Origin of the sequence: Shewanella kaireitica, from assembly GCF_023284045.1 — a bacterium.
In the GTDB taxonomy this organism is placed as follows: domain Bacteria; phylum Pseudomonadota; class Gammaproteobacteria; order Enterobacterales; family Shewanellaceae; genus Shewanella; species Shewanella kaireitica.
Genome location: NZ_JAKIKQ010000026.1, coordinates 24,761 through 50,673 on the forward strand (window position 1 = coordinate 24,761; position 25,913 = coordinate 50,673).

The 25,913-nt window shown below is 43.8% G+C and carries 22 protein-coding genes and 1 rRNA gene; 6 read left to right on the forward strand and 17 right to left on the reverse strand.

The genetic code is table 11. From position 1 onward, the window contains the following. Positions 1 to 2: 2 nt before the first annotated feature. Positions 3 to 677: a ribulose-phosphate 3-epimerase gene (gene rpe, locus L2730_RS20855; protein ID WP_020912190.1), complete on the reverse strand. Its 675-nt coding sequence runs from the start codon at positions 675 to 677 to the stop codon at positions 3 to 5. A gap of 202 nt (positions 678 to 879) precedes the next feature. Here rpe and L2730_RS20860 point away from each other — a divergent pair, with 202 nt between their 5' ends. Both L2730_RS20860 and L2730_RS20865 read left to right on the forward strand, forming a co-directional pair. Further along, complete coding sequence (locus L2730_RS20860) at positions 880 to 1,221, forward strand: hypothetical protein (RefSeq protein ID WP_248976347.1); 342 nt, start codon at positions 880 to 882, stop codon at positions 1,219 to 1,221. 8 nt (positions 1,222 to 1,229) lie between these two features. Further along, positions 1,230 to 1,415 carry a DUF2970 domain-containing protein gene (locus L2730_RS20865; protein WP_248976348.1) on the forward strand — a complete coding sequence of 62 codons (186 nt, stop codon included), beginning with the start codon at positions 1,230 to 1,232 and terminating at the stop codon, positions 1,413 to 1,415. A 32-nt stretch (positions 1,416 to 1,447) separates the two neighbouring features. Here the strand turns inward: L2730_RS20865 and L2730_RS20870 are convergent, their stop codons facing one another. From L2730_RS20870 to L2730_RS20910, 9 genes are all read right to left on the reverse strand, one after another. Next, positions 1,448 to 2,287, reverse strand: a complete 840-nt coding sequence (locus L2730_RS20870) for a Dam family site-specific DNA-(adenine-N6)-methyltransferase (RefSeq protein WP_248976349.1) — start codon at positions 2,285 to 2,287, stop codon at positions 1,448 to 1,450. 52 nt (positions 2,288 to 2,339) lie between these two features. Further along, entirely contained in the window at positions 2,340 to 3,764 is a 1,425-nt protein-coding gene (locus tag L2730_RS20875) for an AAA family ATPase (protein WP_248976350.1), read from the reverse strand. A 148-nt stretch (positions 3,765 to 3,912) separates the two neighbouring features. Beyond that, positions 3,913 to 4,992: a 3-dehydroquinate synthase gene (gene aroB / locus L2730_RS20880; RefSeq protein WP_248976351.1), complete on the reverse strand. Its 1,080-nt coding sequence runs from the start codon at positions 4,990 to 4,992 to the stop codon at positions 3,913 to 3,915. A 3-nt stretch (positions 4,993 to 4,995) separates the two neighbouring features. Continuing rightward, positions 4,996 to 5,511 carry a shikimate kinase AroK gene (aroK, locus tag L2730_RS20885; RefSeq protein WP_044555803.1) on the reverse strand — a complete coding sequence of 172 codons (516 nt, stop codon included), beginning with the start codon at positions 5,509 to 5,511 and terminating at the stop codon, positions 4,996 to 4,998. Between the two features lie 215 nt (positions 5,512 to 5,726). Further along, on the reverse strand, positions 5,727 to 7,778 hold the full coding sequence (locus tag L2730_RS20890) for a type IV pilus secretin PilQ (RefSeq protein ID WP_428848482.1): 2,052 nt from the start codon (positions 7,776 to 7,778) through the stop codon (positions 5,727 to 5,729). 20 nt (positions 7,779 to 7,798) lie between these two features. After that, positions 7,799 to 8,314, reverse strand: coding sequence for a pilus assembly protein PilP (locus L2730_RS20895; protein WP_248976366.1), 516 nt, complete (start codon positions 8,312 to 8,314; stop codon positions 7,799 to 7,801). Further along, entirely contained in the window at positions 8,314 to 8,928 is a 615-nt protein-coding gene (locus tag L2730_RS20900; protein WP_248976352.1) for a type IV pilus inner membrane component PilO, read from the reverse strand. The genes L2730_RS20895 and L2730_RS20900 overlap by 1 nt, the downstream gene beginning before the upstream one ends. Further along, positions 8,925 to 9,506, reverse strand: coding sequence for a PilN domain-containing protein (locus tag L2730_RS20905; protein WP_248976353.1), 582 nt, complete (start codon positions 9,504 to 9,506; stop codon positions 8,925 to 8,927). Before L2730_RS20905 ends, L2730_RS20900 begins: the two co-directional genes overlap by 4 nt. Continuing rightward, entirely contained in the window at positions 9,494 to 10,573 is a 1,080-nt protein-coding gene (locus L2730_RS20910) for a pilus assembly protein PilM (RefSeq protein ID WP_248976354.1), read from the reverse strand. Before L2730_RS20910 ends, L2730_RS20905 begins: the two co-directional genes overlap by 13 nt. 549 nt (positions 10,574 to 11,122) lie before the next feature. Between L2730_RS20910 and L2730_RS20915 the strand changes: the two genes are divergently transcribed. Beyond that, positions 11,123 to 13,672: a penicillin-binding protein 1A gene (locus tag L2730_RS20915; protein WP_248976355.1), complete on the forward strand. Its 2,550-nt coding sequence runs from the start codon at positions 11,123 to 11,125 to the stop codon at positions 13,670 to 13,672. Between the two features lie 73 nt (positions 13,673 to 13,745). On the opposite strand, the gene argH is transcribed toward L2730_RS20915, so the two are convergent. From argH to argC, 5 genes are all read right to left on the reverse strand, one after another. Beyond that, positions 13,746 to 15,113: an argininosuccinate lyase gene (gene argH / locus L2730_RS20920; RefSeq protein WP_248976356.1), complete on the reverse strand. Its 1,368-nt coding sequence runs from the start codon at positions 15,111 to 15,113 to the stop codon at positions 13,746 to 13,748. 69 nt (positions 15,114 to 15,182) lie between these two features. Continuing rightward, positions 15,183 to 16,412: an argininosuccinate synthase gene (locus tag L2730_RS20925; protein WP_248976357.1), complete on the reverse strand. Its 1,230-nt coding sequence runs from the start codon at positions 16,410 to 16,412 to the stop codon at positions 15,183 to 15,185. A 56-nt stretch (positions 16,413 to 16,468) separates the two neighbouring features. Continuing rightward, on the reverse strand, positions 16,469 to 17,377 hold the full coding sequence (locus L2730_RS20930) for an ornithine carbamoyltransferase (RefSeq protein WP_248976358.1): 909 nt from the start codon (positions 17,375 to 17,377) through the stop codon (positions 16,469 to 16,471). Between the two features lie 11 nt (positions 17,378 to 17,388). Then, the gene (argB, locus tag L2730_RS20935) at positions 17,389 to 18,201 is read right to left on the reverse strand and encodes an acetylglutamate kinase (protein ID WP_248976359.1); all 813 of its coding nucleotides are present in this window, start codon (positions 18,199 to 18,201) and stop codon (positions 17,389 to 17,391) included. A gap of 17 nt (positions 18,202 to 18,218) precedes the next feature. Beyond that, a complete protein-coding gene (gene argC / locus L2730_RS20940; protein WP_248976360.1) occupies positions 18,219 to 19,208 on the reverse strand; it encodes an N-acetyl-gamma-glutamyl-phosphate reductase in 990 nt (329 codons plus the stop codon). Between the two features lie 275 nt (positions 19,209 to 19,483). Between argC and argE the strand changes: the two genes are divergently transcribed. The 3 genes from argE (at position 19,484) to L2730_RS20955 (ending at position 23,981) form a co-directional block, all read left to right on the forward strand. Further along, positions 19,484 to 20,635: an acetylornithine deacetylase gene (gene argE / locus L2730_RS20945; RefSeq protein WP_248976361.1), complete on the forward strand. Its 1,152-nt coding sequence runs from the start codon at positions 19,484 to 19,486 to the stop codon at positions 20,633 to 20,635. 167 nt (positions 20,636 to 20,802) lie between these two features. Further along, complete coding sequence (gene ppc / locus L2730_RS20950; protein ID WP_248976362.1) at positions 20,803 to 23,439, forward strand: phosphoenolpyruvate carboxylase; 2,637 nt, start codon at positions 20,803 to 20,805, stop codon at positions 23,437 to 23,439. Then, positions 23,439 to 23,981, forward strand: a complete 543-nt coding sequence (locus L2730_RS20955; protein WP_248976363.1) for a YceB family lipoprotein — start codon at positions 23,439 to 23,441, stop codon at positions 23,979 to 23,981. Before ppc ends, L2730_RS20955 begins: the two co-directional genes overlap by 1 nt. A gap of 67 nt (positions 23,982 to 24,048) precedes the next feature. Here L2730_RS20955 and L2730_RS20960 read toward each other — a convergent pair whose 3' ends face one another. Beyond that, on the reverse strand, positions 24,049 to 25,323 hold the full coding sequence (locus tag L2730_RS20960; protein ID WP_248976364.1) for a CinA family nicotinamide mononucleotide deamidase-related protein: 1,275 nt from the start codon (positions 25,321 to 25,323) through the stop codon (positions 24,049 to 24,051). 487 nt (positions 25,324 to 25,810) lie between these two features. Beyond that, positions 25,811 to 25,913: ribosomal RNA gene (rrf, locus tag L2730_RS20965) — 5S ribosomal RNA — on the reverse strand; the annotation flags it as partial.

The window sequence follows — 25,913 nt, forward strand, 5'->3', positions numbered from 1 at the left end:
AACTATGCCTCAACGCTAGCAAGCTCGGCGCGCATTTCGTCGATAACCGCTTTGTAGTCTGGCTTATTGAAAATAGCAGAGCCAGCAACAAACATATCTGCGCCTGCAGCAGCAATTTCAGCGATGTTATCCACTTTAACGCCACCATCTACTTCAAGACGGATATCAAAACCACTGTCATCAATCAACTTACGTACCTGACGTAATTTGTCTAACGTTGACGGGATAAACGACTGCCCACCAAAACCTGGGTTTACTGACATCAACAAAATGACATCTAGCTTATCCATCACATGATCTAAATAATGCAATGGTGTGCCAGGGTTAAACACTAAGCCAGCTTTACAACCAGACTCTTTGATAAGCTGTAAGCTACGATCTAGATGTTCGCTTGCTTCCGGGTGGAAGGTGATGATTGAGGCGCCCGCTTTAGCAAAATCAGGGATTAGGCGATCAACAGGTTTAACCATTAAATGAACGTCAATATCTGCCGTTACACCGTAATCACGCAATGCTTTGCATACCATAGGACCTATGGTTAAATTTGGTACATAGTGGTTATCCATTACATCAAAATGGACAACATCGGCACCCGCGTTCAATACAGCATCAACGTCTTCGCCTAGGCGAGCGAAATCTGCAGACAAAATAGAGGGAGCAATCAAAAATGGACGCATATTAAAACCACCAGTATGTTTAAGAAGTGCACTATTCTACCTGCTGCTGTCCATGCTCTCTATAGCTAGCAGCTCATTTCGCTAAATTGGTAGGCTAAAATTTTTCATTGCAATAGTAAAAATGAATTTAAGTGTAAAAAATGTTTAAAATATGACCTTGTTTGCTATAATGTTTCGACTGCATGATAAATAGGAGGACGACATGAAAGGATTATTCAAGAAAACAGCGACTTTTAGAGCTGCTGCTACTCTTGCTGTCGTGACTGCAGCTTTAGGATCGATTAGCTTAACATCTCAATCAACAGAAACGGCCTCTAGCGCTGCTTGCGTCTGCGATACAGCAACCAGCAGTTATAATCCAGGTCTACCTGCAAGCCACCCAAGTAACCGCTGCGCTTCTCAGTCACACGACTTGAGTTGGAAGAGCTGGTTAACAGGTAAAAGCCAAACTAATCAGTTACATTTTATCGATCTTTTTGAGCTGTTATATGGCCATCAAAGTTCGCCAATCACTAGCGATAATTCTCCGATGAAGGGTGAATAACAACTCTTATGCTATATCGATGGTGGCAAGTACTCTTAAGTACCTTAGCTGCCTTTATTGGTGTGCAAACAGAGCAAAATCGGCTTAGAGACTTTCAAACTTCTTCTCCAATCCCCTACATAGTGATGGGTATTTTGCTCGCCGTGCTATTTGTATTAGGACTCATTTTTATTGTTAATCAGGTGCTCGCCTAGGCATTAACAATTAATGCCTAACAACTTTGAAATCAGTCGTTTTCGCTATGATATGAATCATCATATAGCGCCATCAATTCATCTACTTTCTTGCGGCCACTGCCTTTTTGGCTAATATTGCGCTGCACTTGAATCGACCCAAATGTTGCACCATGATACAACTCTCTAGTTAGAGGGATGTCATGGTTACTGATCAATACAGGAATACCACGCTCAATCGCTGTATGACGTGATTTTCTTGCCAATAGAGCCTGGTCATCCAACGAGAAACCAGCACCTACATAAGTGGTAAAACTCGCAGTTGATGACAATGGCGCGTAAGGCGGATCACAATAAACCACATCCCCCTCTTTGGTCATATCGATTGCCTGTTCGTAACCAATACAACGAAATTCAGCCCGCTGCGCCTTTTCCGAAAATGCACGGATCTCATTTTCAGGAAAATAAGGTTTTTTATAGGAGCCAAAAGGTACGTTAAAGCCACCTTTACGGTTATAACGGCACAAGCCATTAAAACCATGACGGTTCATATAGAGGAAAAACACCGAGCGCTTAAAGGGATCTTTAGTCTCATTAAAGCTGCTACGAACTTTATAGTAAGCGTCTTTTTGATTCATCTCAGGGACGAACAGTGCTTTAGCGGCTTTGATGTACTTTTCAGGCTCTGACTGCACTATCTTATACAGGTTAATAAGGTCTTGATTTATATCGCACAACAGATAACGATCAAAGTCAGTATTAAGAAAAACAGAACCTGCGCCCACGAATGGTTCAACGAGTCTATCGCCTTGAGGAAGGTGCTCTTTCAGAGCTTCAATCAGTTTAAATTTTCCGCCAGCCCACTTTAAGAAGGCCCTTTGTTTTTTAATCATTTAAATTGATTGGATACTAAGAAAAAGAGAGCTGATGATTGTACTCTGTTTATTAATTAATTTCACGAGTTGGAACACTATCTTGTAACTCATATTCGCTAAGATCTTGCCACTTTCGAATCCAAGGGGCTGAAATGCTGCCATTCGCTGTTAATTTCAACGATTGCTCTCTCGCTTGATTGACTGTGGCAAATTCACCTAATAATACAACCCAACGGCTCTTATATCTTGCAACCTTAACCCCATCCTGTCGCGCTATTTTCTCTAACGTTCTCGCTAAAGAGTCTAGACGCTTAACGCTCGCAAGCTGTAAGGTATAACCTTGAGTGGGCTTTTGCTGCACGTTAATGCTAGCAGTAATATCTTTAGGCTGGTTCGGTGGCGTTGGCGTTTCAATTTCTTTGATTGAGAAAGTCTCGATAGTTTGATTTGCCGCAGGCTCAACCATCTCCGCGGTAACATCTTCCGAATCAACTATTGGCTCATCGACGGCGAGCACTTTTGAATCACGAGGTTTGTCGGTCAGTTGAGTTTCTAGCTCGCTGACGAAAGTTTTATCATTCTCGACTTTACCTTCAATCGGACGAGGTTTTTCTAGCGCCATAAAATAGTCAGCTAACAATCGCTTGCCATAATCGGCCAAGAAAGGCGAAGTCAAAACCGGGGCACCTGCAAACACGACCTTTGTTGACTGCTCAACCTCCTGCTCACCCCCAGCAAAAAACCAAATAAGAAAAATGACCACCAATGCAAGACCTAGAGCCGCAATCAGTGGTTGTTTGAATTTAGATGGAGCCGTCGAGTTTTCAGCCTCTCCGTTTAACGCAAGTTCAAGCAGTTCAACAACTTCTTTCGGGGTACCACTTTGCATCTCTAATCTATTTTTAACGATATCCCTGGGGGTAAATGGCTGGGCATCGCTACGGCTCAATAACGTATAGTAGAGACCCTCTCTTTCAACACTATCGATTGGCTCAATATCTAAAGGCAGTAACAGTTGCCTTTGATCCACAGGAAGTTGTTGTAACACATCATTGAGGAACTCAACTGGAGCAGTCATCGTTATATTGACGGTCTTGCCAGCAAAAGACATCTGACTCAACACAATACATTCAGCCCAGATCTCCAACGGTATATAGTGCGCATCATCCAATACGATACAACTAGCAGATGGTAATGCAGAGCTCGCCCTCAGCATTGTTTCAGGCAAAGGTAACTCATCGTCAAATACCGGATCGGCTAATAATTGCACTAGTATCTTTCGACGAATTTCAGCACTGTCGCAATATTTGGGGCAAATAACGAGGGCGGAGCTAAATTCTTCTAACTCAGTTAATAACGCAGTAACAAGCGTGGTTTTACCAGCCCCCTCTTCACCCGTTAATACGATGAGCTGCTGACCATAGAGACTAATATGCTGTAAGCGGTTTAAAAGAGCTTCTTGGCTAGGCAGTAATGTAGAACCCGTTAAAGACATTTAAGCTAATACTCCCACACTAGAATGCACAGAGCATGGTTGATAATGACACAGCAGGAATTGCCTATGTTGAATAAACATAGGGTCTTTAGCCATTAAAGAATTTGTAAAACTGAATGTAGATTTCACCGAATACCTGCAGCATAGTTTATGCGCAGTCGATAATCTCTTGAAGTTGCTCATCAGTCACATTACTGTAGATCCCCGCCTGGCCTAAACCTTCGGGTAATACTAAGCGTAACTGTCCTTTAAGCACTTTTTTATCGCGACGCATATGTTTAATGAACTGTTCAAAATTCATCGTTTCGGGTGCTGAAGTTGGTAGGTCGAATGCAGCGAATAATGCTTTAATACGACAAACAATTGACTCTTCAACGAGCCCAAGCTTGTTTGAGGTAATTGCAGCAAGGACTGTGCCAGCAGAAACAGCTTCGCCATGCAACCACACACCATAGCCCATTTCAGCTTCTATGGCATGCCCAAAAGTATGCCCCAGATTGAGCAGTGCTCTTACCGCTTGCTCTGTTTCATCCTTCTCGACGACATCGGCTTTAATTTCACAACAACGACCAATAGCATATTCCAGTGCTTGAGTATCAAGTGCCGTCAATGCTTCAACATTGTCTTCCAGCCAGCTGAAGAACTCTGCATCCCACATAATGCCGTATTTGATCACTTCAGCCATACCAGCAGCAAACTCTCTTTTAGGCAAAGTGCTTAAACAATCAGTATCTATCAGAACATATTTCGGTTGATAAAATGCACCGATCATATTCTTACCCAGAGGGTGATTAACTGCTGTTTTGCCACCGACAGAAGAGTCAACTTGTGAAAGTAAGGTGGTTGGGAACTGAATAAAATCAATACCACGTTGATAACTCGCTGCAGCGAAGCCGGTCATGTCACCAATAACACCGCCGCCCAACGCAATCAGTACCGTGTCGCGGCCCAAATTTTGTTGCAGCAAAGAGGTGAAAATTGAATCCATCTGGCTCAGCGTTTTGTATTGCTCGCCATCAGGTAAAATCACGGGAGTCACGCAGCTGAAATCGGACAGCATGGCTTGTACTTTTTCAAGATACAGTGGCGCTATCGTTTCATTAGTGACAATGAGGATATTCTTATTTTTAAGATAGCGAGCCAGAGGCTCGCCATTACTTAACAATTTCTGGCCAATTACGATTGGGTAACTACGTTCACCGAGTTCAACCAGAACTTGTTTAGTCATATCTTAAAAACCTAATTGCTCAATTATTTGGTTTGCAACAACTTTTGCGCTTTGCTCATCGGTTTTAACGATAACATCAGCGATCTCTTCATAAAGAGGATTGCGAACCTCTGCTAGGTTTTCTAGCACTTCTCTTGGGTCATCGACTTGAAGTAGTGGACGTCGCTTATCTCTTTGCGTACGTGCTACTTGCTTATCAATTGTGGTCTCTAGGTAGACTACAATCCCACGAGCAGAAAGGTTATTACGGATCTCTTTGCTCTGAATTGAACCACCACCCGTTGCTAACACGATACCTTGCTTTTCGGTTAAATCAGCAACAACTTGTGTCTCGCGAACGCGGAAACCCTCTTCGCCTTCGACATCAAAAACCCACGCAATGTCAGCGCCTGTACGGCTTTCAATTTCTTGATCTGAATCGTGGAACTCTAAGTGCAGCATCTGCGCCAGATGACGGCCTATAGTGCTTTTACCAGCCCCCATAGGGCCTACTAGGAAAATATTACGTTTTTCGGCCATTGGTATATATGTCTGAATCTTATTTGAAGTTTGCCTACGCCAACTCGAAAACGATGAGTTGACCTTAAATGTTACCTTGCTCTATTGAGACTTGACCGCTGATTATCTCAGCTAACCGCTATTGATGGCAAGCGAAGTAGCACATTTCTATCAAAAATCTATTTCACATTGCCAAAAGCCAGCGCTAAGCACTGGCTTTTATTTACTTATTACGGTTAAAGTGCTTCGGAAACAATTTTAGGAGTGACAAAGATAAGCAGCTCTTGTCGCTCATTCTTATCTGATGTACTTCTAAACATAAATCCAAGGTAGGGAATATCACCTAAAAGCGGAACTTTACTTACACGACTAATTAATTGCTGTTGGTAAATACCACCCAATACGATAGTTTCACCATGATCCACCAACACTTGAGTACCAATACGTTGAGTATCAATAGAGACTGCCTCACCCGTTGGCGTAGCCACCACTTTACCTTGTGAATCTTGAGTGATCTCTAAATCTAGAATGACCCGGTTATCTGGCGTTATTTGTGGCGTCACTCGCAGTGATAATACCGCTTTCTTAAATGTTACAGTCGTAGCGCCACTTGAGCTGGCTTCGACATAAGGGATCTCTACACCCTGTTCAATATAAGCCGCTTTTTGATTTGAGGTCATAATACGCGGGCTAGCAATAATCTCACCTTTGTTTTCTTGCTCAAGCGCACTTAATTCAAGATCAAGCACAGTGCCATCGGCAAGCTTAGCAACAGAAAAAGCAATACTCGTTGCATTAACGGGCGCTGCTGGCAGGTTAACGTTTAGCCTATCGTTAAGACTCGGTAAAATACCAGCCGCAATATCATTTGCGCCTTCTAAACTACCTGACGTACCTTTGGTTCCTTGCTGGTCTGTTACCCCCCAGCGTACACCGAGGTCTTCCGCTACGTCGTCTTTCACTGTGACCATACGCGCTTCAATCAGTACCTGCTTAATCGGAATGTCTAGCACTTCGATTAATCGATAGATGCTTTCCAGTGTTTCTTCAGTATCTTTGACTAACAAAGTATTGGTACGCTCGTCGACAGCTACACTGCCGCGATTCGATAATAAACTAGAATCCTCACCCTTTAGCAGAATGGCAATATCGGCCGCTTTCGCATAATTAATCTGCAAATATTCAGAGTAAAGCGGTGCAAGCTCTTTCACTTCCTGCCGATTTTTAAGCTCTTGGCTCTCTCTTATGGCAATCTCTTCACTTGGAGCAATCATCAAGATGTTACCCTCAATGCGCTTATCTAAACCTTTAGTTTGTAATATAAGATCAAGCGCTTGATCCCAAGGCACATCGTCGAGCCTTAAGGTAATGTCGCCTTCAACAGTATCACTAACAACCAAGTTGAAATTGTTGTAGTCAGCAATGATCTGCAATACCGTTCTGACTGCCATATTTTGAAAATTCAGTGACAGTGAACGGCCATCATAGGTCTTCTCTTCTTTGGCAATATCAAGACGTTCAGCCTTTTCCATGCTCAAGATAAAAACACGACCATCTTGTTGATAGTCATATTCGTAACTGCCTTCAATATCGATAAGAAAACGACTGGTAAGATCTTCTTTAAACGTTTCAAAGCTATTAACTGGAGTAGCAAAGTCATGTACATCCATGACGTAAAGCAGGTCAGAACGAATATCAGTATTATACAATTTAAGCTCAAGTTTAGAGCCTACCTGCTCTACGTTTGCAGCCACAGTGCTATTGTCTAATTTAACTAACAACTGACCACCACCATTCGCAGTGCGCTTAAAATCAATACTTTCAATGCCATTTACAAACGGATTATTGCCACCAGCATTACTATTAATGACTTCGTCATTGATAGTCAGTCGATATGTATTGCCAACAATCCGGCCTTGATAGGCCTTAACGTCTTCTAAACCTACAAATACTTGAAGACTGGCACCACTTTGCACTGTACTGACAGTTTCAACACCAACCGTTTCAATCGGCAATGTTTGTTTTTCTAGCCCTGAAATACTATCCGTAAACCCCAAAATGATCTGTGCCGGATCGGCATTCAAGTCTATTTCAGGTTCTTCAATCGGCTGTTCAAACACCAACTGCAACTCTAGCTGATGATCAACTACCGCATGATATTTAACATCGATAAGCTTATTGGCTGCATTAGCAAGCGGAGCCATCCCTAATAGGAGCGCAAGGCTAAAAGTCACCTTCAAAAAAGACGCGGCCATGTTGCAGGCGCGGTGCGTGATAGACAATCTCATGATTCCCTCTGTCATCCTTATCATTCTCCTGTAAGTTCCATGCTGCTAGAGCGTTCTGTCCAGCAACCAGAACCATCTGGGATCAACTCTATAATTTCGATTGTTTGCGGCGTTACGTTGGCTATTTTCCCATGATAAAGCCCCACATATTGACCAGTTCCTAGGCGGTAAACACTGCCGTCACTCGTCTCTAGTAGGGCCCAAATAGTATCTGCTTCACTTAATGTTCCACGCATCTTTAAGTTATCTAGTGCATAGGTTTCTAAGCGGCCTTTTCGACGTTTTAAATCTGGCTGTAAACAATCCTTAGTGGTATCGATAACCTCTTCTGTCAATTCTCTTGACGGCGGCATGTAAGGGCTACGCATAAGGTCTGCTTGGTAATCAAAGTGCTCAAATTTAGGTGTCGCTTTAAGTGGCTTGATATGTGCAACATGTTGCGCTTTCGTTGTGGTGACAAATAGCTCAAGATCACTACGATCTCCGACACAACCAGTGAGCATGATAGCGAGCACAATGGCAGAATAAGATCTCATCATTTTGATGCCCCCTTCTCTGCTGGCAGCTCCGCACCCTCTTTAAAACGGTAAGTCTTCGCAAGAATATCCATAGCGAGCCCGCCGCTGTCATCTCGATTAATCACGAAATCATGCAGACTTACAATTCGAGGTAACTTTGCGACCCCGCTGACTAGATGTCCAAGTTGATGATAGTCACCACTTACAGCAATTTTTATCGGAAACTCGATGTAGAACTCTCTGACTATTTCAGAATCCCAATCTAGGCTATTGATTTTAAGACCTGCATCAGTAGCTACAAATGTGATGTCGTCGAGTAAGCCTGGCATCTCATTTTGAGAAGGTAACATCTTTAACAGTTCAGCAAACTGTAATTCCATTACCGCCAGCTGCTCACGATACAATTTCAGGTTAGCAGCGAGTTGGTACTTTGACTTGAAGTCACTCTTTAACTGTTGCTCTTTTTCCTGCTCAGCATTGAGCGCATCAATTGCATCAGAGACAAACAAAAAATAACTGCCAACAAAAACACAAACGGCAAGTAATGCTGCAAACACCACTTTGACCAATTTTGGCCAAGCACCTATGTTTTCAAAATCGATATCGTTAAATTGACTCAGATCGAGATTCATTTACTCGCCCCTTTAACCGCGCCCAAATCTGCGCTGTCGCCATCGGTGATGGTGACCCTTAGCGTGAATCGTTGTAACTGCCTCAGCTCTTCGTTCTGCGCTACAATCGATTGCATATTAGGATCTTGTAGCCAATCAGATGTCTTAACTTTACGCATCATATTAGCGACATTATTATTTGATTCACTTCGGCCTTCTATCCACAACATACTGCCTTTCTTTTCAATACTGGAAAGATAGATCCCTGCAGGTACGATTCGTACCAATTCATCTAGAACATGTGTCGGCAGGTTTCTAGATTGCTGTAGCCCTAAAATAATCTCGGTACGGCGTTCAATATCTTTTTTGCGGGTTCTAATTTTGGTGATTTCTGCAATTTGCGCTTCAAGTAATTGAATTTCAGATTGTAAGTAGGCATTACGGCTCTTTTGATCATCAGAAACGACACCAATTGCCATTAGAGAGAGATAAACGACAAGACCTGAAACTAAGAAAACCAGCGCGAGTACACCGGTGTAGTCTCTTTTTTGTTTTTCGCGCGCTTCTTCGCGCCAAGGTAAGAGGTTTATGTTCGCCATTCAGCATAACTCCTTAGCGCTAATCCACATGCCAACATATATTTACCAATGTCAGGCTGGAGCTGTTGCTTAACCGCATCATCGGCGTGTAAACAACCTTTAAACGGATCGCCTATCACAGTATTCACACCCAATTCATTAATCATCAGGTTTGTCATACCTTCAAGTTTGGCTGTTCCACCACACAATACGATATGGTCAACTCTGTCTTTGCCGCTAGAGGTACAATAGATTTGTAAGGTGCGCTTTATCTGTTGAAGCAATTGAGTTTGAAAAGGGGATAACACTTCAAACATATAATTACGTGGCAAATCACCCGCAAGCTTAGCTTGTTCAGCTTGCTCATAAGTCATGCCATAAAAAGAGAGTATCGACTGAGTAAATTGCTCGCCGCCGAATGCCTGCTCTCGAACAAAAGTTGTTTCCCCATTTTCTACAATAGAAAAAGTCGTTATATTTGCGCCAATATCGACGAGAGCGACCACTTTGTTTTGCGCATCTTTTGGTAATTGCGCCGATATCATTTCAAAGGCTCGGCCTAACGCATAACCTTCAACATCGACAACTTTGACTTCGAGGTTTATTTCCTCAAGGGCATCTGTACGGCTATCTATATTTTCAGAACGACAAGCACTAAGTAATACATCGACTTTACTTGGATCCGTTTTATTGGCACTCAACGTTTCAAAATCGATATTAACTTCGTCTAGGGAGTAAGGAATCAGGTTATCAGCTTCGATCTCTATTTGAGCTTCCATCTCTTCTTCACTCAAAGAGGAATCCATATAGATAACTTTGGTCATAACAGCAGAACCAGATACGGCAACCGCTGCGAATTTTGTGGTTTTAGGAAGTGAGCGCTTAACCAGCTTAAGAGCCTCAGAAACGGCTTCCGTATCACGAATTTCATGATCGTTTACCGCTCCCTTTTTTAGCGGGATAGCAGCATGACTTAGTATTTTATATCCATCAGCAGTCTTACTCAGCAGAATCGCTTTAACTTCATGGGAACCAATATCAATCCCAACCATCTGCGGAGCCTGACGCTTCCATATATTTGAAAGCATAGTCCAACGTCACTTTATTATTATTTTCAAAAATAGATTAGCACACAATCTACGCGTTATAGCTATTTGTACAAAATGTTTCTGGATTTTACAATTGCCATTTTATTGACTTTAAATAACTACTTATATCGCCCTATACTTTGTCAGACTAAAAACCTATATCATTTTTACTATCCACACTGATTTATAACAATATACAGCCATAAATACTGTAATTAGCTAAAACGTTAGTACATATCACTAACGTCACAGTTCTGACGGAGGTTGATTTTCAGCCGTATTTATTTTCAATAAGATCGAGTACAGCACAATTTAGTCGTTCCAATTTCTATTTCAGCCCTAGCATGTATGGCTATATCTTAAATACTCTCGTTTTAGTAAAGAAGTTTTGATAAGCAGAACTCTCGTCTATTTACACTTTTCTAGGTAATCTTTGCAGCCAATCAAGCTAATTTGGTTAATCTAAACATTAATCCTTAGGCTTTTACTTCACCATTTCTTCAACGGCTTATATACTACTGGTCTTATTTACATTCATGGAATCTTCCTTTGAAGTGGTTAAAACGTTTAGTTATTGCTTTCTTTAGCCTTGGGCTACTTGGCATTGGTGCTATTGTGGCAGCATATTTTTACGTGCTTCCTGAGCTGCCCGATGTCACTACGCTTAAGACGGTAAAACTGCAAACGCCACTGAGAATTTATAGTAGTGACGGCAAATTGATCTCTCAATTTGGCGAAAAACGCCGTATTCCAGTTCATTATGAAGATGTACCTGAACAACTCATTAACGCGGTACTGGATACCGAGGATGCTCGTTTTTTCGAACATAAAGGTATCGATCCTATTGGTATCATCCGTGCAGCATTTATTTTGGTGACCACAGGCAAGAAGAGTCAGGGTGCAAGTACAATTACCCAGCAAGTTGCCCGTGGATTCTTTTTAACCCGAGACAAAACCTATATCCGTAAGACAAAAGAGATCTTTCTCGCCTTAAAAATTGAGAAAGCGCTCAATAAAGAGGAGATCTTAACTCTCTACCTTAACCGTTCTTTCCTTGGCAACCGTGCTTACGGTGTTGGAGCAGCAGCTCAAGTTTATTACGGTAAAGAGCTAAACGAACTGACTCTTCCTGAAATGGCGATGATTGCTGGTTTACCTCAATCACCATCAGCAGCGAATCCAATTAGAAACTCAACTCGCGCCCTTAATCGTCGAAACTGGGTGCTGAGCCGTATGCTTGAAAAACGTAACATCACTCAAGCGCAATATGATGAAGCAATTCAAGCACCGATTACGGCCAAGTACCATGGTGCAGTCATCGATTTATATGCCCCTTATATTTCAGAGATGGCGCGTGATTACTTAGTTGAAAAGTACGGTGAAGAGGAAGCGTATACCGGCGGCTACGATATCTACACCACCGTCGACTCAAAACTGCAGATGGATGCGCAAAAAGCATTGCGTCACAACGTTTATGCCTATGATGAACGCCATGGTTACCGTGGACGCACCAAGGTACTTTGGAGTGATGTTCAGCCTGACAATGAAGATATCAAAGCCAAATTAAAGCAAACGGGTTCATTTCAAGGAATGTATCCGGCGGCAGTGCTTAGCGTTGAAGAGCAAACCGCCAAGGTGATGACTGCTAAAGGTGATATATATGAACTCCCATGGGATGGTATCAAGTGGGCACGTAAATTCATCACTAATAAGCGCCAGGGCAAAGCACCTAAACTTGCCACTGAGGTACTAACCGCAGGGCAACAAGTTTGGATCCGCAACAACGGTGATATCTGGCAACTTAGCCAGGTGCCGTTAGTTGCTAGCGCTATTGTTTCTGTTGACCCTCATGATGGTGCGATTCGTAATTTAGTCGGTGGCTTTAGCTTTTACATGAGCCAGTATAACCGTGTCACTCAAGCTAAACGTCAGCTAGGTTCGAACATCAAGCCATTTATCTATACTGCGGCTTTAGAGAAGGGTTATACCCTATCAACGCTGATCAATAACGCCCCGATTAATAAGCCAGATACACGACAAGGCACTGCTTGGCGCCCGAAAAACTCGCCAGATATCTATGGCGGCCCAACAAGACTTCGTGTTGGTTTAGCGCAATCAATTAACGTTATGTCAGTTCGCGCTATGCGATATACCGGACTGGATGCAACCATCGCCCAACTTGTTAAGTTTGGCTTTGACCCAGCTGACCTACCTCGCAATGAATCTATCGCTCTAGGCTCACCATCGGTTACGCCATTGCAAGTCGTTACGGCATTTTCAACCTTCGCTAATGGCGGCTATTTGGTCGAACCTTACTTTATCGAAAGAGTAGAGTCGGCCCATGGCGATTTGATTGAAACTGCCAATCCAACACTGGCTTGTGCAGCTAGTGAACCCGAGCAACCATTAGCCGATGATCCTTTTGCCGCTATGGCCAACGAACTGCAAGGTGATACAGCAGCAACTGAAGTTGTACCATCAACCACCGAGCAGTGTGGCAATGAGGACTCACGTTTTGCGCCACAAATTATTTCCGAGCAAACAGCTTTTCTTATTACTGAGTCACTCAAAAGCGTTATTTGGGGGGGCGGCGATTGGAGTAAAGGCACCGGTTGGAATGGTACAGCTTGGCGTGCTGCAAGAGTGGTTAAGCGCCGAGATATTGCCGGCAAAACTGGTACGACTAACGAATCTCGCGATACTTGGTTTAGTGGATTTAATCCTAAACTGGCCACCACGGTTTGGGTTGGTTTCGATGATCATAGCCAAGAACTCGGCCGCACCAGCTGGAATGCCAATGGTGCTAAAGATCAGATATCACTTGCTGAAGCAGGCGCAAAAACAGCGGGACCGGCTTGGAATGAGTTTATGAAGGATGCACTGGAAGGTACGCCTGTCGAGCCGACCAAAACACCTGAAGGAATTGTCTCTGCACGAATCGATTTAGCCACCGGCAAGTTGAGCCGTAAAACAGACTATACCACTCGCTTTGAGTACTTCATTGCGGGTACTGAGCCGACAGAATATGCAACTGAACAAGAGGAAGACAACAGCGATATCTTTATCGATAAGTCTGAGGAAGAAGATCTGTTTCAGTAATCACATCGATTAAAAAGGCAGCTATTTCTTTAGGAAATAGCCGCCTTTTTGTTATCGTTGATCTAATCGAGGTTTAACTTGCTTGTTTTCCCGCAAGTGCCGCTTTAACTTGTGGCAGTGATGTTCCACCTAAAGCCTCACGTTTAGCTAAACAAGATTCAATCGTCAGGCAGTCATACACATCCGCTTCAATAATAGCGCTAAAGCTCTGCAACTCTTCTAAAGGCAAGTTTTCGAGCGGTGTTTGTTTCGCAATAGCAACAACAACAGCCTCACCCACTACATGGTGAGCTTCTCTAAACGGCATACCTTTAGCCACTAAGTAGTCAGCCAATTCAGTTGAGTTAGCATAGCCTTGCTGCGCAGCGCTTAATGTTCTTTCACGATTAACCTGCAAACCATTTAGCACTAATGCTGCCATTTCTAGACAAATCGCCCAGCTGTCCATAACATCAAACAGCCCCTCTTTATCCTCTTGCATATCTTTATTGTAAGCCAGTGGCAGAGCTTTCATCGTAGTAAGAATACCAATTAGGCTGCCATAAACCCGACCTGTCTTGCCCCTAATCAGCTCAAGAGCATCTGGGTTTTTCTTTTGTGGCATTAGCGACGAGCCCGATGTCACTTCATCATCTAACTCGATAAAGCCGGCTTCACCACTGTTAAAGAAGATAAGATCTTCAGCCATACGGCTCAAATGCATCATACTGATTGAAGCATCGCTACAGATCTCTACCACATGATCTCTATCAGATACAGTATCTAAACTGTTAAGCGTTGGGCTTGCGAAGCCGAGCGACTGCGCAAGCTTTACTCTGTCCATTGGATAAGCAGTACCCGCTAACGCACCAGTCCCTAAAGGACAAGTATCGGCGCGCTTCAAAGCATCTTGCAGTCGACTGATATCACGCTCAAACATCTCTACATAAGCAAGGCACCAGTGGCCGAATAAAACAGGCTGCGCTCTTTGCAGATGAGTATAGCCTGGCATAACCGCATCGATTTCACGCTCCGCGAGTTCGATAAGAGCAGTTCGTAATTTGGATAGCAATTCAAGTAGCGCTAGTCCCTCTTTTTTACACCACAGCTTAAGATCGGTCGCCACCTGATCGTTACGCGAACGACCAGTATGTAGCTTTTTACCTAAATCCCCCACTTTAGCGATAAGAGATTGTTCAACAAAACTGTGAATGTCTTCAGCACCTGAAGCAATAATCAACTCTGGCTTGTCTGCCGTTTCCTCAAGTAACTCATTTAACGCCGTTTGCAACTGACTGCACTCTTCAGTTGTCAAAACCCCAACTTGAGTAATAGCGCTTGCCCAAGCAATCGAGCCGACAATATCTTGCTCAATGAGTCGGTAATCCACAGGCAATGAGTCGTTAAAAAGTTTGAACAGTGCGCTGCTCTCTTGGCTAAATCTACCGCCCCATAATGCCATGTTGGCTTCCTCTTAAATGCTGGGCGGACTGCTCGTCCGCCGTATAAATATTAAAATCTAAAAATGACGTTACTTGTTGTGACCGTGTAGCGCTCTGATCCGACTAGAAAGCGAATACAAACGGATAAAGCCTTCTGCATCTTTCTGGTTATAAACATCATCTTCACCAAAAGTGGCAAACTCTTCAGAATATAAGCTGTTAGGCGAACGTTTTTTAACTGCACTCGCTTGGCCTTTATAAAGCTTAATAACAACTTCGCCATTAACCAGATCCGCCAGCGGCTTTGAAGCGCCCAGTAGTGACTCACAAAGCGGTGTAAACCAACGACCATCATAAACAAGATGTGCCATTTGAGCGCCAACTTGCTCACGCCATTCACGACTAGTTTTATCCAGCACTAACTCTTCAATTGCCCGTAGCGCGGCAAACATTACAGTGCCGCCAGGTGTTTCGTAACAGCCACGGGATTTCATGCCCACCAGCCTGTTCTCAGTAATATCGATCCGTCCCACGCCATGTGCACCTGCAAGCTCATTAAGTAACATCAACGCTTTGTAAGGCGATAGCGCATCACCATTTACTTTAGTGATCTTACCTTGTTCTAGCTCTAGCGCTACGTACTCAGGTGCATTAGGGGCATCTTCTGGGGCAACAGTCATGGTCCAAACGCCTTGAGTTGGCTCGTTCCATGGATCTTCTAGCTCACCACCTTCATGGGAGATATGCCAAGCGTTAGCATCACGGCTATAGATCTTAGTCGCCGAAGCCGTGGTTTCGATGTTACGCTCTGCAAGATAATCAAGCAGATCTTCACGGCTTACCATTTCCCACTCACGCCAAGGAGCAATCACCTTAAGATCGGGTGCTAATGCGGCAAAACAACCTTCAAAACGCACTTGGTCATTACCTTTACCTGTACAGCCATGACAAACGGCATCTGCGCCAACTTTACGAGCAACTTCTACTTGAGCTTTAGCGATAATCGGTCTCGCCATCGAGGTACCTAACAGGTATGTGCCCTCATAAATGGCGCCCGTTGCTATGGTTGGATAGATATAATCTGCCACCAGCTCCTCTTTTAAATCGACGATATAGCACTCAGATGCGCCAGATGCGATAGCCTTTTCATGTAAACCGACAAGCTCTTCTTCCCCCTGACCAACATCAGCACAAAAAGCGACAATCTCACAGTTATCGTAGGTCTCTTTTAGCCAAGGGATAATAGCTGAGGTATCAAGGCCGCCGGAGTAAGCAAGCACTACCTTTTTCACATCTGTTTTCTTTAATTCTGCTGACATTTTTAATTCCTACTACATTATTTCTGGTTTAGCTCGTATGTACGAACCAATACAAATTATTGACTAAATAGAGTGACAAGCACGGCATTTTGCGCATGCATGCGATTCTCTGCTTGATGCAAGATCAGCGAGCCTTCACCATCTACAATCTCTGCTGTTGCTTCAACTTCTCTATAGGCTGGCAGACAATGCATGAAGTGCTTAGCACCCGCCGCGGCCATTAACTCGGCATTGACTTGATAAGGCTTAAACTTGGCTTCAATCTCTTCCATTGAGGCATTGTCACCCATTGAGATCCAAGTATCGGTGTAGATAGCATCATGATCGGCTATCGCTTCAATGTCTGAGCTAAGCACTAATGTACCGCCATGTTTTGCGGCTAATGCTTGGGCTTCACACACAACCTTGCCATCAGGGAAGTGACCAGGAGGGCACAATACGGTGAGGTGTGCGCCTAAAATAGCCGCGCCGAACATCAATGAATGGGTCACGTTATTACCATCACCCACGTAAGCAAGCTTCACTTTACTCACATCGTCATACTGCTCAGAAAGGGTTAAAAAGTCTGCTAAGCCCTGACAAGGATGGTAAAGATCAGACAGTGCATTAATCACAGGTACTGAGCCATGCTCTGCTAACTGTTCAATGGTTGAGTGTAAAAAGGTCCGCGCCACAATGGCATCAGCCCAACAAGAGATATTAGCGGCAAAATCAGAGACAGGCTCACGCTTGCCTAATGCACCATTTTGCTGATCAAGATACAAACAGTGGCCACCCAACTTATTGATACCAATATCAAAGCTGACACGGGTTCTTAGTGAAGGCTTTTCAAATAGCATCACTACACTTTTACCATCGAGGGCTTTTCTGTAATCCGCCGGATTTGCTTTGATGTTTTTTGCCAGCGCTAGCAAGTCTAAAAGCTGCTGTTGCGATAGGTCTTTAATTGATAATAGATGGTTCATGAAACCGCTCCCTAAGGTTGAATCTGAGTACCAACGGCTTCACCGTTGCTTAATGCAATAAGTTGTTCTGCATGACGCCAAGATGCAATTTGAACGGCTTGTCCCATCGACTCCGCAACATCAAGAGCCGCTTCGACCTTAACTTTCATGCCTTTTTCAATCACACCAATCTTAGTTAGTTCGTTAATTTCTTTACGATTCAAACTGCTGATCAGTTGTCCTTTGCCATCAAGTACACCTGAAACATCAGACAACAACACAAGGTTGCCGGCAACAAGTTTTGCCAGTGCAGTGGCGGCTTGATCCGCATTCACATTCAGCATTTCGCCTTGGTTACTGATGGCAATGGAGCTCACAATTGGCATCCAGCCTTTAGCTAATACAAACTCCAAGTAACTGGCATCATTTGGCTCAACTTCTCCTACAAATCCAAGCTGAGGGTCTTTAATGTTTGCTGTCATCATATCGGCATCAGCAAGACTCATACCTAAACAGGTGATGCCAGCTTTGATTGCTGCAGCCTGCAGGATTTTATTCGAGGTACCAGCGAGTGCGCCGACAATAACAGGAACCTGCTCTGCAGGTGTCACTCTTAGCCCGTCTAGTTTCTGCGTGATCATGTTATTTGCTTTAAGCTGTTCATCCACCAAGCAGCCACCACCATGCACCATAATTAATGGCTGGCCATTAGTGATAATTTTTGCCGCAGTTTCCATCAAACGTGCCATGCCCATTTCACACTGTAACAGTGCACCACCGACTTTCAGTATCATGACAGGCTTGGCGTGAGACTTAGTATTCAGTTCTGTATTTAATGTTGCCATTTTAGGATCCAAAGTCGTTATTTTAACAATTCGTTAAAATGAATCTTTATGCATTGCAAGGCTTGGCTCGCAGCACCCTTCATTAAGTTGTCAATTGCACTTGTGACCACGAGATAATTTGTTTCAGGGTCAAATTTCCAACCGATAAGGCAGTTAGGTGTTTGCACCACATCATCAACTTTAGGAAATTGATTCTGCTTCACCGTCACAAGTGGCGCATTGTCATAACACTGATAAGCCGCTTCAATATCTTTAGCCGTGGTGCCTTGAGCGAGTTGTACCGTAATGGTGGCAAGTATGCCGCGTTTAAAATTGCCCAAATGAGGAGTAAAAATAACTTCTTGGCCTAGCTGGGTAGCAATTTCAGGTTGATGCCTATGCCCAAGTACCCCGTATGGCGTTAAGCTCACCTCACAAAAACTAGTATGCAGTTGCGCTTTTCTACCTGCGCCAGTCACACCGCTTACGGCGTTGATAACTGGCATTACATCTGTCAATAAATGAGCCAATGGCTTTAGTGCGGTTAGTGATGCCGTTGGGTAACAACCGGGCACAGCGATCATCTTACTGGTTGCGATTTTCTCTGCATTCCATTCCGCTAAACCATAAACAGCATCAGCAAGCACTTGTGGGTATTCATGAGTAAAACCATACCACTTAGGATATTTATCTAACGCTTCAAATCGATAAGCACCACTTAAGTCAAACACCGCTAGACCTTGCTGATAAAACCAAGCCGCTAAGTGTAAACTCACTACATGGTCTGTCGCTAATACCACGGCGTCAGCCTGCTCAACAATTGCGGCTTTAGCATCATCGTTTAGTGGGCTTAAACAAAGATGAATATGGCTGTATGTAGGGTACAACTCTGCAAGAGCTTTACCTTTATCTAAGCTATTTTCAGAAACATAAAGACCTTGAATGGATAAGCCCATTTCAGCATTTATGAGAGAGGTGATCTGCGCTCCGGTATAACCGCTAGCGCCAATAATGGCTATATTTTTCATAGTCTATGACTTTAAAACCTTTATCTTGAATTTAGATGACAAAACGAAAAAAAGAATGGGCACAACTTAAGCCCTGGCTGAACACCATTAAAGACAAGTTTATCGTCGCAGGAATTGGGTAGGATTGACCTTAATATTTAATAATTGAACTAGGTTAAACATATATACTCTCATTTAAAGGCCATCAAAATATGGTACTTATCTTAGCTGTTTGATAGACTAACACACAAAATTAATTATGCAATATATTTGAATATATATTTAGGTGTTTTTTAATGACTACACTACCGACTTTAAAAAGCAGCTTCACCCAGCTAATCGGTTCACCATCGATCAGCGCTTTAGAAGCTCAGCATGACATGAGTAATAAGGCCGTTATTGCGCTACTGCATAATTGGTTTACAGATTTAGGCATGAACTGCCAAACACATGTTGTCGCAAACACCCGTGATAAACACAACTTTGTCGCCTCTTATGGTAACGGCCAAGGTGGACTGTTATTGGCAGGTCATACCGACACGGTGCCATTTGATGAGGGGCGTTGGAGTCAAGATCCTTTCCAACTGGTTGAGAAAAATGACCGCTGGTATGGTTTAGGCACCTGTGACATGAAAGGTTTTTTTGCTTTAGTGCTAGAAGCATTAAAAGAGCTACCAATGGACAAGTTCAAGCGACCTTTGCATATATTGGCCAGCGCAGATGAAGAAACCACCATGAATGGCGCCAAGGCCTTTGCTGCAGCCAAATCAATCAGCCCTGATTACGCCATTATTGGTGAGCCCACCAGCCTAAAGCCCGTTTATATGCATAAAGGCCATTTTACTCAAGGCATAAGGGTAACAGGTCGAAGTGGTCACTCGTCAGATCCCGCTAAAGGGCTCAATGCCATTGAGATAATGCATATAGTCACCGGTCAGCTGCTTAAGCTTAAGCAGCATTTAGCCGAAAACTACCGTGAAGATGCTTTTAGTGTGCCATACCCTACGATGAACTTTGGCCATATCCACGGTGGCGACGCTGCTAATAGAATATGTGGTTGCTGCGATCTACATATTGACCTTAGGCCAATCCCAGGTCTAGGCCTAGAAGAGTTAGAGCTGATGGTGGCAAATTACCTAGAACCGGTTTCTAGCCAATATCCCGGCTGTATCAGTGTCGCACCTTTGTACCCAGGCTCGGAGCCCTTTGCCGATGATAAAGACAGTAGTTGGAGCAGGTTAGTGTCACAGCTTTCACAGAGTGAACCACAAGTGGTCAACTACGCCACTGAAGCTCCCTATATTAGTCAGCTAGGTTGTCAAACATTGGTGCTGGGGCCTGGAAGCATTGAACAAGCTCACCAACCCGATGAGTTTCTTGATCTGCACTACTTAGATAAAACGAAGAAGCTGTTAAAAGAACTGATTTATCATGCTTGTATAAAATAATTCACCTTGTCAGATTAGATATTCAGTGCAAAGTCATTCTAAGCGCCATAATTAGTATGGTTAAAGTGAGGTAGAGCACATTCAGACACGGTAATCCGAACTAGATCATTGCCTAGAGTGCTGTCGCTAGGTATTGTGATCGATTAGCTTACAGATATGGAGCACGTATGGTTGATATGTATGCGTCGTTAAGGTCAAACGTTGGCACCTTAGGACAGATTTTAGGTGACACAATTCGTACCGATCTCGATGACACTTTTTTAGATAAAATCGAGCAGATCCGCCACCTCTCAAAAAGTTCACGTCAAGGCAACGATGCTGCCCGCGAAGAGATGCTGACTCTGCTATCGGCATTAAGCGATGACGAACTAGTGCCATTTGCCAAAGCCTTTAACCAGTTCCTAAACTTGGCAAATATTGCCGAACAGTTCCATACAATCAGCCGTAATTGCGATGAACTTGTATGTGTCCCCGATCCAGTAGAGCAACTTCTTGGAAGAATGCTCGGTGGTAATATTGATCAAGAAAAGATGCTTGAGTGTTTAAAGAGTCTTGATATCGATTTGGTGCTGACAGCCCATCCAACAGAGATCTCAAGACGAACCTTGATTCAGAAATATTCTGCCGTCGTCGACTCGTTAACCGCATTGGAAAATCCTCAGTTAACAGAGCAAGAGAAAAAACAGCATCATCTGCGTTTACGTCAACTTATCGCACAAATTTGGCATACCAATGAGATCCGTAATGAGCGTCCGACTCCAGTAGATGAAGCTCGTTGGGGATTAAGCACCATTGAAGTGTCATTGTGGCAAGCGATTCCAGATTTCTTGCGCCAGCTAAACCAACAAGTTGAAGAGCGTACCAATACTCAACTGCCCATTGATATCGCTCCAGTAAGATTCTCTAGCTGGATGGGCGGCGATCGCGACGGTAACCCCTTTGTGACTTCAGTGGTGACTCAAGAAGTTCTTGATCGAAATCGTCATACTGCTGCTCGTCTATATCTTAAAGATGTAGTGCTTTTGGTTAATGAATTATCCATGGAAGGAGCCAATGCAGAGTTGCTTGCTTATACCAACAATTCTAATGTGCCCTACCGTGATGTTTTAAAAGATCTGCGTAGCCGCTTAAGAAACACCATTGATTACCTCAACGCCAGACTCGAAGGTCATCATCCAGAAGTCGACCTAACCGATATTATTTGGGATGAAAAAGATCTTAAAGAGCCGTTAATGATGCTATATCGCAGCCTCTGCGATAGTGGCATGAGCCTTATTGCCAATGGGCTACTACTTGATACCTTACGTCGAATAGCCTGCTTTGGTATCCATATGCTAAGGCTCGATATTCGCCAAGATGCACAGCGTCACGCCGACGTTATTGCAGAACTCACTCGCTATTTAGGCATGGGCGACTATGCGCATTGGGGCGAAGCGGAGAAAGAATCTTTCCTACTAAGAGAGCTTAGCAACAAGCGCCCACTCATCCCATCAAATTGGCAAGGTAGTGATGAGGTTGCAGAAGTACTGCGTACTTGTCGATTAGTCGCTACACAACCCGCTAGAGCCATGGGCTCTTATGTGATTTCGATGGCTAGCCAGCCGTCAGACGTACTGGCCGTATTACTGTTGCTTAAAGAGACTGGCTGCCCACATCCAATGCGTGTTGTACCGCTATTTGAAACATTAGACGATCTTAACAATGCGTCTCAGTGTATGTCTTCGCTCTTTAGCATCGATTGGTATCGTGGCTATACCAAAGGCATACAGGAGGTGATGATCGGTTATTCCGATTCAGCTAAGGATGCAGGCGTAATGGCAGCGGCTTGGGCCCAGTACAGTGCACAAGAAAAACTGGTCGCTGTCAGCCAAGATGCCGATATCAAGCTTACCCTCTTCCATGGGCGTGGTGGCACAATCGGCCGAGGAGGCGGACCTGCACATGAAGCGATTCTATCGCAACCGCCTGGATCTGTTGATGGACGTATACGCGTTACTGAACAAGGTGAGATGATCCGCTTTAAGTTTGGTTTGCCTAAGCTCGCAGTTCAAAGTCTCGCGCTATATACCTCTGCAGTGATGGAAGCAACACTACTGCCTCCGCCAGAGCCAAAGCCAGAGTGGCGCAGATGCATGGAGCAACTTGCCGATGAGTCAGTACTCGCTTATCGCGCTATTGTACGAGAAGAAGCTGATTTCGTGTCCTACTTTAGAGCTGCAACCCCAGAGGTAGAGCTCGGTAAACTGCCATTAGGTAGCCGTCCAGCAAAACGCCGTATCGATGGAGGTATTGAAAGTCTACGTGCGATTCCATGGATCTTTGCTTGGTCACAAAACCGCTTAATGTTGCCAGCATGGCTAGGAGCAGGTGAAGCACTACAGGCTGCAACTTTGAGAGGCGATCTGCCATTACTTCAAGAGATGGAACAGGATTGGCCCTTCTTTAAAACCCGTATATCTATGCTTGAGATGGTTTACGCAAAGGCGGAGCCCAATTTAGCTAAATACTACGAAACCAGCTTAGTACCCAAAGAGTTACATCACTTAGGTGTACAACTGCGTGAGCGTTTAGCGATTGGTGTAGATGCAGTGCTTGAGCTCACTCAGGCGGAAAGTTTAATGTCTCACACACCTTGGAACAGAGAATCTGTCGAGTTGAGAAACCCCTATATTGATCCGCTTAACTTTCTGCAAGCTGAGCTTTTAGCGCGTACCCGTAGAGAAGAAGAGACCTCAAAAAATGTAGAGCTTGCTTTAATGCTGACCATTGCAGGTGTGGCAGCCGGAATGAGAAACACAGGTTAATGAAGATACTTAAAATCACACTATGTGCACTATCGCTATTGCTGACGGGTTGTGTCAGTCAGTACAGCATTACAGAGAGTGAATTGGAAGGCTACTTAAGTGATGAGATGCACTTTGAGATCAACCAAGGTAACCAGATCTTTGGTATTGAACTCAAAGTAAATGACATTGATGTTACTTTAGGTGCTAAGCCCAATACCATGTCCGTAATGGCGTCCACCCTGGTAAAAGTACGCAACCCGATGCTACCTATCAGTGCTGACTTGACTGCCGAGTTCGAAGCGGAGCCTTGGTATGATGCTAGTAATCAGAGTGTGTATCTACGTAACCTTAATCTGGTAAAAGTAGAGTCTAAGCCAAAGGATATCGAGAAAGCGATTGGCTCTATTGCACCGCAGCTTATGGGGTTTCTAACACAGTTTTTAGAAACTCAACCTGTGTATGTGCTCGATACAAAGGAGTCTAATCAGACATTAATCGCTGAAATGACCAAGCGTATTGAAGTGAAGCCAGGCAAATTGGTTTTAGTATTTGACGAGTAAAAGCTGAGCTAAACGACTAAACATAAGGCAGTAATGAACTTTTCATTACTGCCTTTATTAAACTTAGTTATTTTTGAAAACGTTTAATCGATCCATAATCTACTATTACGGCCTCATCGAGTAATTCTCGACGCAACATATCAAATGCTACAGCAGTACTTAAACTACGCACTAAATCCCGAGAGCGTCGTGGTAATTTAATCATCTGGCTATAAACTCCGCTTCTAGTTGCTAATGCTATCGCCACAGTACCAACAGGCTTATCTTCAGTTCCGCCAGTTGGGCCAGCAATACCACTTGTCGCCAATGCATAATCACTATCTAAGATAGCTCTTGCGCCTTTTGCCATCTCCTCAACTGTTGCGATAGATACCGCCCCATGATCATCTAAGGTTTCCGGTTTTACTCCCAGCATTTTAACTTTTGATTCGTTGCTGTAAGTAACGAGTCCTTGATCTAAGTAAGCTGAACTTCCAGCATGTGAAATTAATTGACTTGCAATCATGCCGCCAGTACATGACTCCGCCGCACTCAGTGTCTTCCCTGAATCAATCAACAAAGCATGGATCTCTTCAGCAAGACTCTTTTTATTATTTGCTACTATCGCAGTGCCTAACAGGAAACGGATCTGCGCTTCAATCTTATCCATCTCACTTATTGCTGCTTTACCACGTGCAAACAACTTAATTTCAATATGTGGCATTGAGCTGCGGTAACCAATGGTGATCCCCTCAGGTAATACAATGGTTTCTAATGCATCAGCTAGAGACGATTCGCCTTGCCCCAATGTCAGATATTTACGCAATGCTACATCACCAGCGATTTCAAACATTTCATTAATAAAAGGAATGAACTGCTCTTTTACCATCTGCTTAAACTCAAAAGGCACCCCTGGAGTAAAAAATAACCAAGCTCGATTAAGTTTTACGGCAAATCCACAGGCTGTACCTACAGGATTATCTATCATGATGGCTGATTCAGGTATTAGTGCCTGCTTAAGATTACTCTCGGCCATCACTCGTCCGTTACGAGTAAACCAATCATCTAAGCGTTCTCGCCAGACTTTATTCTCCACCAAAGGCTCACCTTTAGCTAATGCCATCGCTTCTGAGGATAAATCATCACTGGTAGGGCCTAAGCCTCCATTAACAACAATGACATCGGCCTCCGTACTACGCTCTTGAAAAACAGCGACAAGATCTTGAAGCCTATCACCAACGGTAATTCTTCGTTGGCACTCTACCCCATGCTCCATCAGCGCATTGGCAAACCATGCAGCATTAGTATCAACGATCTGACCCGCCAATACTTCTTCACCTGTACAAATCATTTCTAGCTTCATTGGGTAATCCCTAACAATTAATTGCAGTTAAATTAGGAGAGCTAAGCGCCAATAGCAATAACCAATTGCCATTATGTTCTTAATTCATGTGAAGTAGTGTTTACGTATCACCGACATACTTGGATAAAAAGTGCCCGAATTGATCATAACGACCTAATATCTAACAATAAAAGAGAGATGAAAATAGAAAAGTAGACGAGTAAACAAGTAAATAAACAGCTCAGCCATAAATTGCAGACGTAAAAAAGCCCGTTGCGTTAGCAACGGGCTTGATACTCTCTTACGAGACTGATTCTGATAATCGTAGGCGCCTGGAAATGACCTACTCTTTATTGTCCTCGAAGTGGACACGTGGGCATATCGGCCACACCGCTATCAATGTAACGCTATGAGAGGCAGCAACCATCACTAACTAGCTCAAACTGCAGACGTAAAAAAGCCCGTTGCGTTAGCAACGGGCTTGATACTCTCTTACGAGAAATTAGGCGCCTGGAAATGACCTACTCTCACATGGGGAAACCCCACACTACCATCGGCGATACTGTGTTTCACTTCTGAGTTCGGAATGGGATCAGGTGGGACCACAGCTC

Bases quoted from the DNA above. Each gene is read 5' to 3' on its own strand.
- rpe (WP_020912190.1), bottom strand. From the start codon at position 677: ATGCGTCCATTTTTGATTGCTCCCTCTATTTTGTCTGCAGATTTCGCT.
- L2730_RS20860 (WP_248976347.1), top strand. From the start codon at position 880: ATGAAAGGATTATTCAAGAAAACAGCGACTTTTAGAGCTGCTGCTACT.
- L2730_RS20865 (WP_248976348.1), top strand. From the start codon at position 1,230: ATGCTATATCGATGGTGGCAAGTACTCTTAAGTACCTTAGCTGCCTTT.
- L2730_RS20870 (WP_248976349.1), bottom strand. From the start codon at position 2,287: ATGATTAAAAAACAAAGGGCCTTCTTAAAGTGGGCTGGCGGAAAATTT.
- L2730_RS20875 (WP_248976350.1), bottom strand. From the start codon at position 3,764: ATGTCTTTAACGGGTTCTACATTACTGCCTAGCCAAGAAGCTCTTTTA.
- aroB (WP_248976351.1), bottom strand. From the start codon at position 4,992: ATGACTAAACAAGTTCTGGTTGAACTCGGTGAACGTAGTTACCCAATC.
- aroK (WP_044555803.1), bottom strand. From the start codon at position 5,511: ATGGCCGAAAAACGTAATATTTTCCTAGTAGGCCCTATGGGGGCTGGT.
- L2730_RS20890 (WP_428848482.1), bottom strand. From the start codon at position 7,778: ATGAGATTGTCTATCACGCACCGCGCCTGCAACATGGCCGCGTCTTTT.
- L2730_RS20895 (WP_248976366.1), bottom strand. From the start codon at position 8,314: ATGAGATCTTATTCTGCCATTGTGCTCGCTATCATGCTCACTGGTTGT.
- L2730_RS20900 (WP_248976352.1), bottom strand. From the start codon at position 8,928: ATGAATCTCGATCTGAGTCAATTTAACGATATCGATTTTGAAAACATA.
- L2730_RS20905 (WP_248976353.1), bottom strand. From the start codon at position 9,506: ATGGCGAACATAAACCTCTTACCTTGGCGCGAAGAAGCGCGCGAAAAA.
- L2730_RS20910 (WP_248976354.1), bottom strand. From the start codon at position 10,573: ATGCTTTCAAATATATGGAAGCGTCAGGCTCCGCAGATGGTTGGGATT.
- argH (WP_248976356.1), bottom strand. From the start codon at position 15,113: ATGGCATTATGGGGCGGTAGATTTAGCCAAGAGAGCAGCGCACTGTTC.
- L2730_RS20925 (WP_248976357.1), bottom strand. From the start codon at position 16,412: ATGTCAGCAGAATTAAAGAAAACAGATGTGAAAAAGGTAGTGCTTGCT.
- L2730_RS20930 (WP_248976358.1), bottom strand. From the start codon at position 17,377: ATGAACCATCTATTATCAATTAAAGACCTATCGCAACAGCAGCTTTTA.
- argB (WP_248976359.1), bottom strand. From the start codon at position 18,201: ATGGCAACATTAAATACAGAACTGAATACTAAGTCTCACGCCAAGCCT.
- argC (WP_248976360.1), bottom strand. From the start codon at position 19,208: ATGAAAAATATAGCCATTATTGGCGCTAGCGGTTATACCGGAGCGCAG.
- argE (WP_248976361.1), top strand. From the start codon at position 19,484: ATGACTACACTACCGACTTTAAAAAGCAGCTTCACCCAGCTAATCGGT.
- ppc (WP_248976362.1), top strand. From the start codon at position 20,803: ATGGTTGATATGTATGCGTCGTTAAGGTCAAACGTTGGCACCTTAGGA.
- L2730_RS20955 (WP_248976363.1), top strand. From the start codon at position 23,439: ATGAAGATACTTAAAATCACACTATGTGCACTATCGCTATTGCTGACG.
- L2730_RS20960 (WP_248976364.1), bottom strand. From the start codon at position 25,323: ATGAAGCTAGAAATGATTTGTACAGGTGAAGAAGTATTGGCGGGTCAG.